Consider the following 13,201-nt stretch of genomic DNA (forward strand, 5'->3'; position numbering starts at 1 on the left):
GGGTTAGGGTGAGGGGGTTGTGCATGGCGCCACGTCCGGCACGAGCGCAACCCCCTCACCGGCCCTCCGGGCCACCCTCTCCCCGGAGGGGAGAGGGTTAAAGGCGGCGGCCCAACCGGGGATTTCCAGCATTCCAATCAGGTGCCTATGAGTCAGGACGTCCAGCTCGAGTCCGTCACCATGCGGTTCGGTTCCGTCACCGCCGTCCGCGACGTGTCGCTGACGGTCGGGGCGGGGGAATTCTTCAGCTTCCTCGGCCCGTCGGGCTGCGGGAAGACCACCATCCTGCGCATGGTCTCCGGCTTCATGGAGCCGACGGAGGGCGCCATCCGCATCGGCGGGCGGGACATGCGCGGCATCGGCCCGAACAGGCGGCCGACCGCGCTGATCTTCCAGAATCTCGCCCTGTTCCCGCTGATGACGGTGGCGGAGAACATCGGCTTCGGGCTGGAGGTGCGCGGCGTGCCCTCGGCGGAGCGCCAGGGGCGGGTGCGCAAGCTGCTCGACCTCGTGGCCCTGCCGGACGCCGCGGAGAAGAAGGTGACGGAGCTGTCGGGCGGCCAGCGCCAGCGCATCGCCATCGCCCGCGCGCTGGCGGTGGAGCCCGCCGTCCTGCTGCTGGACGAGCCGCTGTCGGCGCTGGACCTCAAGCTGCGCCAGCACATGCGCGCCGAGCTGCGCGACCTGCAGAAGCGGACCGGCGTGACCTTCATCTACATCACCCACGACCAGGGCGAGGCGCTGACCATGTCCGACCGGATCGGCGTGATGTCCAGGGGCGTGCTGGAGCAGGTGGGCGACGGCCGGGCCATCTACGACCACCCGGAAACCGCCTTCGTCGCCTCCTTCGTCGGGGAGAACAACCGCTTCGCCGGCACCGTCGCCGAGTCGGCGGGGGGCTTGGCCGCTCTGGACACGCCTCGTGGCCGTCTGATCGGGCGCAACCCGCGCCGCCTGTCGCCCGGCGACCGCGCCACCCTGTTCGTCCGGCCGGAGCGCATGGCGGCGGGGGCGGGGGCGGAGAACGCGCTGGAGGCGCGGGTCACCCACCGCGATTTCGAGGGCGCCTTCATCAACGCCTTCCTGGAGGGCGGCATCACCGTCCAGGTCCCGCATCTCGGCGACGAGCCGCCGCTGACCCCCGGCGAACCCGCCCGCATCGCCTTCCGGGCCGAGGACGCCGTGGTTCTGCCGGACGCGCCGGCCTGACCGCAATCAGCGCCCGATTGGCACCGCGGCGCGGAAGGGCACCTTCTCGAAGTCGCTGACCAGCGCGTCCAGCCGTACCGCCCAGGACCCAGCCACCGGCAGGGCCACCCCGTCCGCCGCGTAGACGCCGGGCGCCAGCTTGGGCAGGGGGCGGGTGATGCCCTCGATCCCGGCGGCGGGCAGGGCCAGCTCCGCCGACACCTCCAGCGCGTCGACCGGCGCGCCGTCCGGTCCCGTCAGGCGCATCTCGACGCGGTTCGCTCCCGGCGTTGCCGGGGTCACCGTGACGATGGCCGTGCGCCCGCGCGCCACGACCGCGGTGCTGAAGCCCGCCGGTTTTTCGGCGAAGACCAGCGGGGCCTGGGTGCGCGGCGGCGGCGTGGTGCCCAGCCCGGCGGTGAACAGCACGACCAGCGCGGCCACCACCATCTCGGTGTGGACGCTGGCGCGCAGCCGGTCCGCTCCCTTGGCGCCCATGGTCTCCAGCCGTGGCGTCAGCCGCCAGCGGTTGACGGCGGCCAGCGCCAGCAGGGCCAGCGCGCAGACGATCTTGCCGGTCCAGATCTGGCCGTAGGCGGTGGTCAGGATGCTGCGCGGGTCGGCGATCTGCAACACGCTCAGCCCCGCTCCGGCCAGCAGAAGCATCGCCACCGCCGGAACCGCGATGGCGGAGAAGCGGCGGACCAGCCGCAGCGACTCGGTCGGCGGCTCCGTCCGCAGCAGCACGGCCAGCGGCCAGAAGCTGCCGATCCAGAAGGCCACCGCCAGACCGTGCAAGGCGACCAGCGGCACGCTGAGCCAGCGCGGCTCCGCCGTCGCGGCGTGGCCGGTGGCGGCCAGCGCCAGCGCCGCCCCGACCGCCCCGATGACCAGCAGGACGCGGCCCGCCGTTCCGCGGTCTTCCAGCGCCAGTCCCAGCGCGGCGGCGATCAGGCTGAGCAGCGCCAGGAGGACGCTCGGCCCCGCCGTGCTCGTCAGGCCGGCGATCCAGGGCGTCGCGCCGGCCAGGGCGGACAGCGGCGCCCCTTCCAGCACCGCCCCGGCCAGCCCGGCGTTCAGCACCGCCACCAGCGCGGCGACGCCGACGCCCAGGCACAGGCCGGGGCGCAGGCGGCGGTTCAGCGGACTCCACCGCCCCGCCACCAGAACCAGGAACAGCCCGCCGCCCACCGCGGCGAGCAGGCTTCCGTAATGGAGCCCCCGCAGCGCCGCGGCGGCCAGCAGCGTCGCCGGCGGGGTCGCTCCGCCCAGCTCCGCCGGTCGTTCCGGTTCCGCACCGATCCCGAACAGGAGCGATCCGGCAACCGGGTGGCCGTCCGCCGAGCTGACGCGGTAGCTGAGGACGTGGGTCCCCACCGCCAGCCCGCCGGGCAGGGCGACGCGCAGCGCCCCGTCCCCGGCGGCCGGGGCGGGCAGGGGAAGCGTCACCCCGCCGGGGCCGGTCAGCGTCACCGACACCGGCCGCACCGGCTCGTTGAAGCGCAGCACGGCCTCGGCGGGCGGGCTGTCGAGCCGCGCCCCGTCCTCCGGGACGCTCTCGACCAGCACGGCATGCGCCAGGGCCGGCGCGGACAGGGACAGCAGCATCAGGGCGGCGACCCACCCCACGACCAGCCGGCGCATGCGTTTTTCCTTCCCTTACGGCTTGGCGGTCAGGGTGACGCCGGGGGCCGGCTCCTTGACGTCGTGGTCGGTCTTGCCCGGCTCCGGAATCTCGATCCAGCGGTGCACGCCGGTCTCGCACTCCTGCACCACGGGGAAATAGACCACGGTGCCGGGGGCGGCGTCGGGCAGGCGGGCGCGGAAGACGAACTCGTCGTAATGGGCGTCGGGCAGCGAGCCGCCGGTCCAGGCGATCTCGGTGACGCCCTTGCTCAGCGACTCGCCGTAGTAATCATAGGCCTTGGCGTATTGGCCTTCCTTGGTCGTCAGGGTCCAGCCGGGCTTGGGCATCGGCTTCACCGCGATGACCCCCTCCGGGATCTGCACGCGCAGGGCGACGGTGGGGGAGGCGCCGCAGCCATGGCCGACGCGCAGCACGCCCTTGTAGGTGCTGGCGGCGGGGGCCTGCTTGGTCTCCAGCGTGGTGTGGGCGAGGGCGGCGGAACCAGGAAGAAGACCGGGCAGGCAAGCGAGGACGGCGGCGGCCAGCAGGGCGCCGCGGGTGTTGCGGATCATGGGAACTCTCCGGTGTGTGCGCAGGCTCCGGATGTGGCCGTAGGGCCTTGTTCCGATCGACGGCGTCTCCGTTTCCGCACCGGCCCCCACCCCTGCCCTCCCCCGCTCCGCGGGAGAGGGTGCCTTGCGCGAAGCGGCGGCAGTCCCCTCCCCTGCGAAGCGGGGGAGGGTTAGGGAGGGGGCAACCGTCAGTAACGACGGGAGAGACGGGAAAAGACGCGGGTCGCGTTCGAAAAAAGGCCGTTCAGCCGCAGGTCCGTGCCTGTGAATGGGTGTCTGCGAGGAAACTCGGTTCAGACACCCACCGGAGGCGCCCTGGCGGAGAAGGCGCGCGGGGTGCGGCCGGCCCCCGCCGCGTCGTCCTCGGGCAGCGGAACGGCGGCCAGCACGATTCCGGCCGGCGGCAGCGGGGCCGGCGCCAGGGCCGGACCCAGCAGGGACCCGCCGCCCAGCGACAGGCAGATCGGGCAATAGGTGACGTGGCCCGGCGTGCCGTCGGGGACGGGGCCATGGTCGGCGTGCGGCGCGGCGGAGGCGTCGGGCGCGGAACCCGAATGGCAGATCGAGCCGGCCATGGCGAGCTGCGCCGATTCCGCCAGCACCCTGGCCAGCGGCGCCGGGACGTGGGTGGCCATGACCAGGGCGTGGAAGACCAGCACCAGCGCGGCGACCCACGCTGTTGCCTCCCTCATCGCACCGGATGTCCGCCATGCACGCATGTCCCCACTATGGGCACAGTCCAAGCCTCGAAAAAAGGCAATAAAGTTGTGGTCTTTTGCCGGGGCATGGCCTCGCTTGCGCTCCGGCCCGGGGTCGTGAGAGGCTTTCGATCCTAGAATCTCGGCGGGTGGGGGAGTGGTCATGGGCGGCGTGCTGCGCCGGTACGGTCCGGTTCTGACCGCGGCGATCCTGCTGGCGGTGGCCGCGTGGCTGCTGCTGCTGGTCGTGCTGCCGCAATTGCTGATGGTGGATTTCTCCTTCCGCCCGTCACTGCCGCCCAGCAAGGCCGGCGGGCCGGAGGACGTCTACACGCTGCGCAACTACGCAACGCTGTGGACCAACCAGATCCATCTGGCGATCTTCCTCAAGACGATCTGGGCGAGCAGCCTCGTCACCGCCGTCACTCTGGCGGTCTGCTACCCCGTGGCCTTCTACATGGCGCAGGTGGCGCCGCGGCGGCGCCTGCCGCTGCTCGTGTTGATGCTCGTCGTGCCCTTCTGGATCAACGAGCTGCTGCGCACCTTCGCCTGGTACATCATCCTGGCCTTCAACGGGCCGCTGAACGCGCTCCTGGTCGGGCTCGGCGTGTTTTCGGAGCCGCAGCGTCTGCTCGGCGGCGACGCCGGGGTCATCATCGGGATGGTCTACGTCTACATCCTCTTCATGGTGTTCCCGATCATGAACGCCATGGAGTCGCTGGACCGCAACCAGATCGAGGCGGCGCGCGACCTGGGGGCCGGCTGGCTGCGCATCCACCGCCGCATCGTCATCCCCCACGCCAAGCCGGGCATCGCGGTCGGCTGCATCATGACCTTCATGCTGGCGGCGGGCAGCTACGCCGTGCCGGCCCTGCTCGGCGGGCCGCAGAGCCGCTGGTTCACCGAGGTCATCTACAACTGGTTCTTCGAGGGCGGGAACTGGAACCAGGGTGCGGCCTACGCCTTTATCCTGCTGATCCTGTGCATCGCCTTCATCCTGCTGATGATGCGGCTGTTCCGCGTCGGCCTCACGGACATCGCGAAATGACGGCTGCCACCTTCCGCCGCTGGGTCACCGGGGCCTATCTCGTCCTGTTCTTCGGCTACCTGTTCCTGCCGCTGGGGATCATGGCGGCGGCGACCTTCAACAGCAGCCGCTTCCCGACCGTCACCCCCTGGATGGGCTTCACCCTGCAATGGTTCGGCGCCCTGTGGGCCGACCAGCGCATGTGGCAGGCGCTGGGGACCAGCCTGCTGGTCGGGGCGGGAGTGATCGCCGTGGCGGTGCCGCTGGGCTTGGCGGCGGCGCTGCTGCTCGACCGGCTGCACAGCCGGGCGCGGACCTTCCTCTACGCCGTGATGGTGTCGCCGCTGCTGACGCCGGGGGTGATCGTCGGCATCTCCACACTGGTCTTCTGGCGGGAGTGGTTCGGGGTGACCGGCGGCCTGTTCCTGACAATCCTGGCGCAGTCCAGCTTCATCGCGGCCTACGCGATGCTTCTGTTCCTGGCGCGGCTGCAACGGTTCGACCAGACGCTGGAGGAGGCGGCGCTGGATCTGGGCGCCACCCATGGGCAGGTGTTCCGGCGGATCACGCTGCCCTATCTGACGCCGGCCATCCTGTCGGCGTCCTTCCTGGCCTTCCTGCAGAGCTTCGAGAACTACAACACGACGCTGTTCGTCCGCGGGCTGGACACCACGCTGACGGTCTACATCGCCTCGAAGGTGCGCACGGGCCTGACGCCCGCGGTCAACGCGCTGTCGCTGATCCTGATCGCGCTGACCATCCTGGGCGCCGTCGTCTACGAAATCCTGCGCCGGCGCGAAGCGCGCCGGCAGCCGGACCCCGCGTGACGGCGGCAAACCTTATTCTTCGCTTTCGTCGGCGTCGGCTTCGATCTGGGCGGCCAGATCGCGCAGCATGTCGATGACGTCCTCGTGGCTGGTCTCGTCCACGGCGGTGTTCACGGCGGCCTCGATCATGGCGACGGCGATGTAGGGGCCGAGGACCCCGCCTTCCTTGATCGCCGCCTCGAGATGCTTCTCGGCGACCGACAGGGCCTTCTCGAAGAGGGCCTCGGCCGTCTGGTTGGTGCTGTCCTTGCTCATCTTGCGGTCCGTTGCGGGTGTATGGTGCGACTCCTATAACACCGGCCCGCCCGGCTTGGCGCGGCAAATCGGGACGGTGCGGGGAATGACCGTCATGCCCGGGCTTGCCCCGGCCCGCCGCACCGGCCACATTCGGCCGGAACCACCATCCGACAGGCGACCATGACCGATCCGACCCGCCCCGACCTCTACCGTTTCTGGATCGCGGAGCATGTGCGCTTCGCCGACCTCGACGCGCTCGGCCACGTCAACAACAACGCCATTGGCGTGTATTTCGAGCAGCTCCGCGTGTCGCTGGTCCATGATTGCGGCGGTTTCCGAGCCGAGTCCCCCTGGACCGTGGTGCTGGCGCGCAGCGTCATCGACTACAAGGCGGAGCTGATGTTCCCGGCGGACATCCGCGTCGGCGCGCGGGTCGCGAAGGTCGGCAACACCTCCGTCATTCTGGGGGCGGCGATCTTCGACGGCGACCGCTGCATCGCCGTGCAGGAGGCGGTCTGCGTCATCGTCGACAAGAACAGCCACCGTCCGACGCCGGTGCCGGCCGACCTGCGCGACGCCCTGGCCCGCTACGTGTGAGGACACCGTGCCGCCGTTTCTCCCGCTGACCCGCCGCGATCTGCTGACCGGCTCCGTCCTGCTGGCCGGGGCCGGCCTGCTGCCGCGCGCGGCCCGTGGGGCGGCGGTGGGGGAGGGACGGGTGGTCCGCCTGTCCGCCGGCCCGGCCCGCGCCAATCTGGCGGGGACGGGCTTTCCCGACACGGCGGTCTGGGCCTATGACGGGCGGGTTCCGGGGCCGGAGCTGCGCTTCCGCCAGGGCGACACGGCGCGCATCGCCTTTGCCAACACTCTGCCGGAAGCGACGACCATCCACTGGCACGGCCTGCGCGTCCCCAACGCCATGGACGGGGTGCCCGGCCTGTCGCAGCCGCCGGTGCCGGCGGGCGGGCGGTTCGACTATGAATTCCCGCTGAAGGACGCCGGCACCTTCTGGTACCACCCCCACGTCAACAGCGGCGTGCAGGTGGCCCACGGCCTGACCGGGGCCTTCATCGTGGAGGAGCGCGAGCCGATCCGCGTGGACCGCGACCTGCTCTGGCTGCTCGGCGACTGGCGCCTGACGAAGGAGGCGGAGCTGGCCGGCGGTTTCGGTCACCCCATGGACGCCACCCACGCCGGGCGCATCGGCAACACCGTCACCATCAACGGCGCCGTCCGGGACAGCGTGCCGGTCCGCGCCGGGGAGCGCGTCCGCCTGCGCCTGATCAACGCGGCGAACGCCCGCGTCTTCGCGCTCGACTTCCAGGGCCACGCGCCGCGGGTGATCGCGCTGGACGGCCAGCCGGTGACGCCGCACGCCCCGCCGGACGGCAAGGTCGTGCTGGCGCCCGGCCAGCGCGCCGACCTCGTGATCGACATGGAAGGCCGGCCGGGCGAAGGCTTCGACGTGGTCGACGGCTTCTACCCGCGCATGGCCTACCGGCTGACCCGGCTGACCTACAGCGGCGAGGCCCCCTTGCGCGACTCGCCGTTGGATGCCCCGGTCGCGCTGCCCGCCAACCCGCTGCCGGAGCCCGACCTTGCCGGCGCTGTCCGCCAGGACGTGGTGCTGGACGGCGGGATGCACGGCGCCATGCCGAAGGGTGCCGGGCCGCGCGGCCCCTTCTGGGCGCTGAACGGCGTGGCTGCCCCAGGCCATTCATCCATGGAGCATCATCATCCGGAGCCGCTCATCACCGTCAAACGCGGTCAAACGCAGGTGACGGCCTTCGTCAACGAGACCGGCTGGTGGCACCCCATGCACCTGCACGGCTTTCCCTTCCGCGTCCTCTCGCGCAACGGCCGGCCGGCCGAACACCGCGAGTGGCGCGACACCGTCCTGCTCGGCCCCCGTGAGACGGCCGAGATCGCCTTCGTGGCCGAAGAGGTCGGCGACTGGATGCTCCACTGCCATGTTCTGGAGCATCAGGAGACCGGCATGATGGCCGTCCTGAGAGTGACCGCGTGAAACGACCCGCCCCCAAACCCCGCCCGTCCCCCCGCAGCGCTGCCCCCCGTACCGCCGAGGTGACCGTCACCGAGGTCGGCGCCCGCGGCGACGGCATCGCCAGCTTCGAAGACGCCAAGCTCTTCGTGCCGCTGACCGTCCCCGGCGACCGCGTGCGGGTGGCCGTGAAGGAGGCCGCCAACGCCAAGGGAGACGGTCTGCGCGCCGACCTGCTGGAGATCCTGGAGCCCGGCCCGGGACGCGCCACGCCGCCCTGTTCCCATTTCGGAACCTGCGGCGGCTGCACGCTCCAGCATATGGAGGACGCCGCCTACGCCGCCTGGAAGGTCGGGCTGGTGCAGGGGGCCCTGGCCCGCGTCGGGCTGGGCGACACGCCCTTGGAGCCGCTGTCGCGGACGCCACCGGCCGCCCGCCGCCGCGCCCGCTTCGCCGCGCTGAAGCGGGGGCGCCGCGTCTGGCTCGGTTTCAACGAGCGGATGAGCCACCGGCTGACCGACCTGACGGAGTGTCCGGTGCTGCGGCCCGGCCTGTTCGCCCTGGTGGAGCCGCTGCGCGGGCTGCTGCTGTCGGTTCTGCCGGACGGCAGCGGCTGCGACGTGATCGCCACTGACTTGGAGGGCGGGATCGACCTCGTGCTGGTCGGGCCGCGCAGCCTGGACCGCGCGGCGCGGGAACGGCTGGTGGCCTTCGGCGAGGCGGAGGGGGTGGCCCGCATCTCCTGGCAGGCGGACGAGCGTGGCACATCGGAGCCCATCGCCCACCGCCGTCCGCTGGCGGTGTCCTTCGCCGGACTGCCGGTCACCCCGCCGCCCGGTGCCTTTCTCCAGGCGAGCGCCGAGGGGGAGGCCGCCCTGGTCACCGCCGTGCTCGCCAACATCGGGGAGCCGAAGCGGGTGGCCGATCTGTTCGCCGGGCTGGGCACCTTCGCGGTCCCGCTGGCCCAGCGGGCGGCGGTCCATGCGGTGGAGGGGGACGCCCCGGCGCTGGCCGCGCTGAACAAGGCGGCGGGGGCGTTGCGCCTGACCACGGAGCGGCGCGACCTGTTCGAGAACCCGCTGACGGCGAAGGAGCTGGCGCGGTTCGACGCGGTGGTCTTCGACCCGCCGCGCGCCGGCGCCGCCGCCCAGGCGCAGGCGCTGGCCGGGTCGAAGGTGCCGCGGGTGGTGGCGGTGTCCTGCAACCCCGCGACCTTCGCCCGCGACGCCCGGACGCTGGTGGACGGCGGGTACGTGTTGAGCCGCGTTTACCCCGTGGACCAGTTCCTGTGGTCCGCCCACGTCGAGGTCGTCGGGGTGTTCAGCCGCCCGTAGGGTCTGCCCGTAGGTTCGGCGAGGGGAGCGAGGGACCAAGAAGGCACGACGATCATCACCATCCTCGTGCCTTCGTGGCGAGGCCCATCAGTCCAGCTGCATCACGATGGCCTTGAGATAGGCCGACTCCGGCAGATGCGGGTGCACCGGGTGGTCCGGCCCGGCCCCGGCGCTGCGCAGGATGCGCCCGGTCCGCCCGGCGTCGTGCAGGCCGCGGGCGACCTGCTCGGCGAAGGTCGGCGGGTCGACGTTGTGGCTGCACGACGCGCAGAGCAGGAAGCCGCCCGGCGCGGTGATCTTGGCGGCCAGACGGGTCATCTTGCGGTAGGCGCGGCAGCCGACGGCGAGGTCCTTCTTGGACTTCACGAAGGCCGGCGGGTCGGCGATGACGACCTCGAACGTTTCGCCCTCGGCGTTCAGCCGCTCCAGCTCGTTGAAGGCGTCGGCGCGGCGCGCCTCGAAGCGGTCGGCCACCCCGTTGGCCTCCGCGGCGCGGGTGGCGTTGTCCAGCGCCCCCTGCGAGCGGTCGACCGACACCACCGACGACGCGCCCTCGACGGCGCAGAGCACGCCGAAGCCGCCGTTGTAGCTGAAGAAGTCGATGGCCCGCTTGCCCTTCGCCAGCTTGGCGATGAAGGCGCGGTTGTCGCGCTGGTCGTAGAACCAGCCAGTCTTCTGCCCGCCCAGCGGGTCGGCGAAGAAGGTGGCGCCGTTCTCCTCCAGCCGGATCGGGCCGTCGATCTCGCCCTTCACCAGCCGGCTTTCCTCCGGCAGCCCTTCCAGCGCGCGCTGGGTGCTGTCGTTGCGCAGGATGACCGCGCGCGGGGCCAGCACCTCGTCGATGGCGGCCAGGATGGCGTCGATGCGCTGGTCCATGAAGACGCTGTTGGCCTGCACCGTCACCACGTCGCCGTAGCGGTCCACGATCAGCCCCGGCAGCCCGTCGGCCTCCGCGTGCACGACGCGGTAGTAGGGCCGGTCGAACAGCGCCTCGCGCATCGCCACCGCGCGCCTCAGCCGCCCGGCGAGGAAGGCGTGGTCGACCACTGTCGCCGGGTCGCTGGACAGCATCCGCGCGGCGATCAGCGTGTGCGGGTTGAAGGTGGCGATGCCCAGCGGCGTCCCGCCGGGGTCCAGCAGGCGCACCGGGCTGCCCGGCGGGATGGCCTTGGCCGCCGTGTCCATCTGGACTTCGTTGGAATAGACCCAGGGGTGGCCGTGCAGGACGCGCCGCTGGCGGCCGGCCTGCAGATGGATCGCCCGGTACTTGACGGGGGTGGTGGGGGTGTCGGTCATGATGGCCGCATCCTAGCCGCTCGCGCCCGCCGAGCAAACGGTCACGTCGCCGGAGTCGTGGGAAACGGGGGATGGATTCGCGGGATGGGACGGGGGACTTGACGCTTCCGGCGGGACTTACGGGATGCCGAGCGGGCTTTCCGCCTGCGACCGATGCGCGCGGTTGTCGTTGGCGCCGTCCATCGCCTTGCACAGCCGCAAGGTTTCCGTGCGGTGCCCGTCCTGGTGAAAGCAGGTCAGCAGGGACCCGCGCGACCCGGCCGCCCCGGCCAGCAATTCCGGCAGGGAGGTGTGGATCGCCGTGCATCCGTGGCTGCGCGCCAGCCGGTCCATGGAGCGCAGCAAAGTCTCCGCCGGGCCCGTCATGTCGAACAGATCGAGCACGACGAAATTCTCCACGGCCAGAATTCGGCCGTGGCGAAGATGCTCCGCAATAGCGTATGAGAAAAGTCCATGGAGGTACCCCCGTGCGTTCTGCACGGTCATGATGCCCGACGGCGTCGCGGGGGTATCAACCGGCCCGATAAGTGCTGCGGCAAATGCGCGCCATTGCTCCACCGGCAAGTCCGGGAAGATGGCCCGCACCAGCGGATAGGCCTGGTCGATCTGACGCTGACCGAGAGGTTTCGCGATGAAGCTTTCGTCCATGCCCGTCCGACCGCGTGAAGGACGGTGAACGATGGCAGGCACCGGTAAGACCGGTCGTTGACGTAGATCAATGTTGCAAGGTCCACCCCTACACATATTGGGATTATTGGAGGCAGGCGCAACCGGCGTCCGCATAAGAAGTGCATCGTATGTGAACCTGCCCCCCTCCTTAACAGTACGTACCCAGCGGTGGTGCAACCTCAGAGGGAGCGGCCCGAGCCGCCCGGGGCAAACGGGAGAGATTGAATGACATCAGCGACTCTGACGCCAGGGGCCGCCCTGGGCAGCCAGCGGGTGTCGGAAAATGTGCGTTATTACGAAGACGCCGTCCGACTCTTCGTCATCGCTGCAGTGTTCTGGGGCGTCGTCGGCTTCCTCGCCGGCGTCTTCATCGCGCTGCAGCTCGCTTTTCCGGCGCTGAATCTCGGCCTTGAGTGGACGAGCTTCGGGCGCCTGCGGCCGGTCCACACCTCGGCCGTGATCTTCGCGTTCGGCGGCAACGTCCTGTTCGCCACCTCGCTCTACTCCGTGCAGCGCACCAGCCGCCAGTTCCTGTTCGGCGGCGAGGGCCTCGCGAAGTTCGTCTTCTGGAACTACAACATCTTCATCGTCCTGGCGGCGCTCAGCTACGTGCTCGGCTACACCCAGGGCAAGGAGTATGCGGAGCCGGAGTGGATCCTCGACCTCTACCTGACGGTCATCTGGGTCCTCTACGCCATCCAGTTCATCGGCACGGTGATGACCCGCAAGGAGTCGCACATCTACGTCGCCAACTGGTTCTTCATGGCGTTCATCCTGACCGTCGCGATCCTCCACATCGGCAACAACGTCAACGTCCCGGTGTCGCTGACCGGGATGAAGTCCTACCCGTTCGTCTCGGGCGTGCAGAGCGCCATGGTGCAGTGGTGGTACGGCCACAACGCGGTCGGCTTCTTCCTGACCGCCGGCTTCCTCGGCATCATGTACTACTTCGTTCCGAAGCGCGCGGAGCGGCCGGTCTATTCGTACCGCCTGTCGATCGTGCACTTCTGGACGCTGATCTTCCTCTACATCTGGGCCGGCCCGCACCACCTGCACTACACGGCCCTGCCGGACTGGGCGCAGACGCTGGGCATGACCTTCTCGGTCATGCTGTGGATGCCGTCCTGGGGCGGCATGATCAACGGCATCATGACCCTGTCGGGTGCCTGGGACAAGCTGCGCACCGACCCGGTCCTGCGCTTCCTCGTGACGTCGGTGGCCTTCTACGGCATGTCGACCTTCGAGGGCCCGCTGATGTCGGTGAAGCCGGTCAACGCCCTGTCGCACTACACCGACTGGACGATCGGCCACGTGCACTCCGGTGCGCTCGGCTGGGTGGCCTTCATCTCCTTCGGCGCGATCTACTATCTGGTCCCGGTCCTGTGGAAGCGCTCGCAGCTCTACAGCCTGCGTCTGGTCAGCTACCACTTCTGGACCGCCACCATCGGCATCGTGCTCTACATCACCGCCATGTGGGTGTCGGGCATCATGCAGGGCCTGATGTGGCGCGCCTACGACAACCTCGGCTTCCTCCAGTACTCGTTCGTCGAGACGGTCGCGGCCATGCATCCCTTCTACGTGATCCGTGCTCTGGGCGGCGTGCTGTTCCTGGCTGGTGCCCTGATCATGGTCTACAACCTGTGGCGCACGGCCAAGGGTGACGTCCGCATCGAGAAGCCCTATGCCTCCGCCCCGCACAAGGCGGCGGTCGGTGCGGCCTGACG

The 13,201-nt window shown here is 70.4% G+C and carries 13 protein-coding genes; 7 read left to right on the top strand and 6 right to left on the bottom strand.

Annotated features, from left to right (window positions below; genetic code table 11):
- Positions 1-147: 147 nt before the first annotated feature.
- Positions 148-1,209 (top strand): ABC transporter ATP-binding protein, encoded by a 1,062-nt coding sequence (locus D3869_RS08295; RefSeq protein ID WP_137139661.1) that lies wholly within the window; start codon positions 148-150, stop codon positions 1,207-1,209.
- Positions 1,210-1,215: 6 nt separating this feature from the next.
- Here the strand turns inward: D3869_RS08295 and D3869_RS08300 are convergent, their stop codons facing one another.
- The 3 genes from D3869_RS08300 to D3869_RS08310 all read right to left on the bottom strand — a co-directional run bounded on the left by D3869_RS08300 (position 1,216) and on the right by D3869_RS08310 (position 4,079).
- The gene (locus tag D3869_RS08300) at positions 1,216-2,832 is read right to left on the bottom strand and encodes a CopD family protein (RefSeq protein ID WP_137139662.1); all 1,617 of its coding nucleotides are present in this window, start codon (positions 2,830-2,832) and stop codon (positions 1,216-1,218) included.
- Between the two features lie 15 nt (positions 2,833-2,847).
- Complete coding sequence (locus D3869_RS08305) at positions 2,848-3,387, bottom strand: YcnI family copper-binding membrane protein (RefSeq protein ID WP_137139663.1); 540 nt, start codon at positions 3,385-3,387, stop codon at positions 2,848-2,850.
- Positions 3,388-3,680: 293 nt separating this feature from the next.
- Positions 3,681-4,079 carry a DUF2946 family protein gene (locus D3869_RS08310; protein WP_175426423.1) on the bottom strand — a complete coding sequence of 133 codons (399 nt, stop codon included), beginning with the start codon at positions 4,077-4,079 and terminating at the stop codon, positions 3,681-3,683.
- Between the two features lie 169 nt (positions 4,080-4,248).
- On the opposite strand from D3869_RS08310, the gene D3869_RS08315 reads away from it, so the two are divergent.
- Positions 4,249-5,133 carry an ABC transporter permease gene (locus tag D3869_RS08315; protein ID WP_137139665.1) on the top strand — a complete coding sequence of 295 codons (885 nt, stop codon included), beginning with the start codon at positions 4,249-4,251 and terminating at the stop codon, positions 5,131-5,133.
- Positions 5,130-5,939 carry an ABC transporter permease gene (locus tag D3869_RS08320; RefSeq protein WP_014238804.1) on the top strand — a complete coding sequence of 270 codons (810 nt, stop codon included), beginning with the start codon at positions 5,130-5,132 and terminating at the stop codon, positions 5,937-5,939. Before D3869_RS08315 ends, D3869_RS08320 begins: the two co-directional genes overlap by 4 nt.
- Before the next feature lie 12 nt (positions 5,940-5,951).
- Here D3869_RS08320 and D3869_RS08325 read toward each other — a convergent pair whose 3' ends face one another.
- Positions 5,952-6,194 carry a hypothetical protein gene (locus D3869_RS08325; RefSeq protein WP_035670021.1) on the bottom strand — a complete coding sequence of 81 codons (243 nt, stop codon included), beginning with the start codon at positions 6,192-6,194 and terminating at the stop codon, positions 5,952-5,954.
- Positions 6,195-6,356: 162 nt separating this feature from the next.
- Here D3869_RS08325 and D3869_RS08330 point away from each other — a divergent pair, with 162 nt between their 5' ends.
- Genes D3869_RS08330 through D3869_RS08340 form a run of 3 tightly spaced genes read left to right on the top strand, consistent with a single transcriptional unit; the run spans position 6,357 to position 9,512 of the window.
- Complete coding sequence (locus D3869_RS08330; RefSeq protein ID WP_137139666.1) at positions 6,357-6,773, top strand: acyl-CoA thioesterase; 417 nt, start codon at positions 6,357-6,359, stop codon at positions 6,771-6,773.
- Between the two features lie 7 nt (positions 6,774-6,780).
- A complete protein-coding gene (locus D3869_RS08335) occupies positions 6,781-8,202 on the top strand; it encodes a multicopper oxidase family protein (protein WP_137139667.1) in 1,422 nt (473 codons plus the stop codon).
- Positions 8,199-9,512, top strand: coding sequence for a class I SAM-dependent RNA methyltransferase (locus D3869_RS08340; protein ID WP_137139668.1), 1,314 nt, complete (start codon positions 8,199-8,201; stop codon positions 9,510-9,512). Before D3869_RS08335 ends, D3869_RS08340 begins: the two co-directional genes overlap by 4 nt.
- An 87-nt stretch (positions 9,513-9,599) precedes the next feature.
- Here D3869_RS08340 and D3869_RS08345 read toward each other — a convergent pair whose 3' ends face one another.
- Together D3869_RS08345 and D3869_RS08350 are read right to left on the bottom strand one after the other, a co-directional pair.
- Complete coding sequence (locus D3869_RS08345; protein ID WP_137139669.1) at positions 9,600-10,808, bottom strand: class I SAM-dependent rRNA methyltransferase; 1,209 nt, start codon at positions 10,806-10,808, stop codon at positions 9,600-9,602.
- Positions 10,809-10,925: 117 nt separating this feature from the next.
- Positions 10,926-11,456, bottom strand: coding sequence for a hypothetical protein (locus D3869_RS08350; RefSeq protein WP_094301479.1), 531 nt, complete (start codon positions 11,454-11,456; stop codon positions 10,926-10,928).
- A 246-nt stretch (positions 11,457-11,702) separates the two neighbouring features.
- Between D3869_RS08350 and ccoN the strand changes: the two genes are divergently transcribed.
- Positions 11,703-13,199, top strand: coding sequence for a cytochrome-c oxidase, cbb3-type subunit I (ccoN, locus tag D3869_RS08355; protein WP_094301480.1), 1,497 nt, complete (start codon positions 11,703-11,705; stop codon positions 13,197-13,199).
- Positions 13,200-13,201: the final 2 nt, after the last annotated feature.

It is taken from the genome of Azospirillum brasilense, from assembly GCF_005222205.1.
Taxonomy (GTDB): Bacteria; Pseudomonadota; Alphaproteobacteria; order Azospirillales; family Azospirillaceae; genus Azospirillum; species Azospirillum brasilense_G.

Coding starts and splice junctions, on each gene's coding strand:
- D3869_RS08295 (WP_137139661.1), top strand. CDS start 148: ATGAGTCAGGACGTCCAGCTCGAGTCCGTCACCATGCGGTTCGGTTCC.
- D3869_RS08300 (WP_137139662.1), bottom strand. CDS start 2,832: ATGCGCCGGCTGGTCGTGGGGTGGGTCGCCGCCCTGATGCTGCTGTCC.
- D3869_RS08305 (WP_137139663.1), bottom strand. CDS start 3,387: ATGATCCGCAACACCCGCGGCGCCCTGCTGGCCGCCGCCGTCCTCGCT.
- D3869_RS08310 (WP_175426423.1), bottom strand. CDS start 4,079: ATGAGGGAGGCAACAGCGTGGGTCGCCGCGCTGGTGCTGGTCTTCCAC.
- D3869_RS08315 (WP_137139665.1), top strand. CDS start 4,249: ATGGGCGGCGTGCTGCGCCGGTACGGTCCGGTTCTGACCGCGGCGATC.
- D3869_RS08320 (WP_014238804.1), top strand. CDS start 5,130: ATGACGGCTGCCACCTTCCGCCGCTGGGTCACCGGGGCCTATCTCGTC.
- D3869_RS08325 (WP_035670021.1), bottom strand. CDS start 6,194: ATGAGCAAGGACAGCACCAACCAGACGGCCGAGGCCCTCTTCGAGAAG.
- D3869_RS08330 (WP_137139666.1), top strand. CDS start 6,357: ATGACCGATCCGACCCGCCCCGACCTCTACCGTTTCTGGATCGCGGAG.
- D3869_RS08345 (WP_137139669.1), bottom strand. CDS start 10,808: ATGACCGACACCCCCACCACCCCCGTCAAGTACCGGGCGATCCATCTG.
- D3869_RS08350 (WP_094301479.1), bottom strand. CDS start 11,456: ATGGACGAAAGCTTCATCGCGAAACCTCTCGGTCAGCGTCAGATCGAC.
- ccoN (WP_094301480.1), top strand. CDS start 11,703: ATGACATCAGCGACTCTGACGCCAGGGGCCGCCCTGGGCAGCCAGCGG.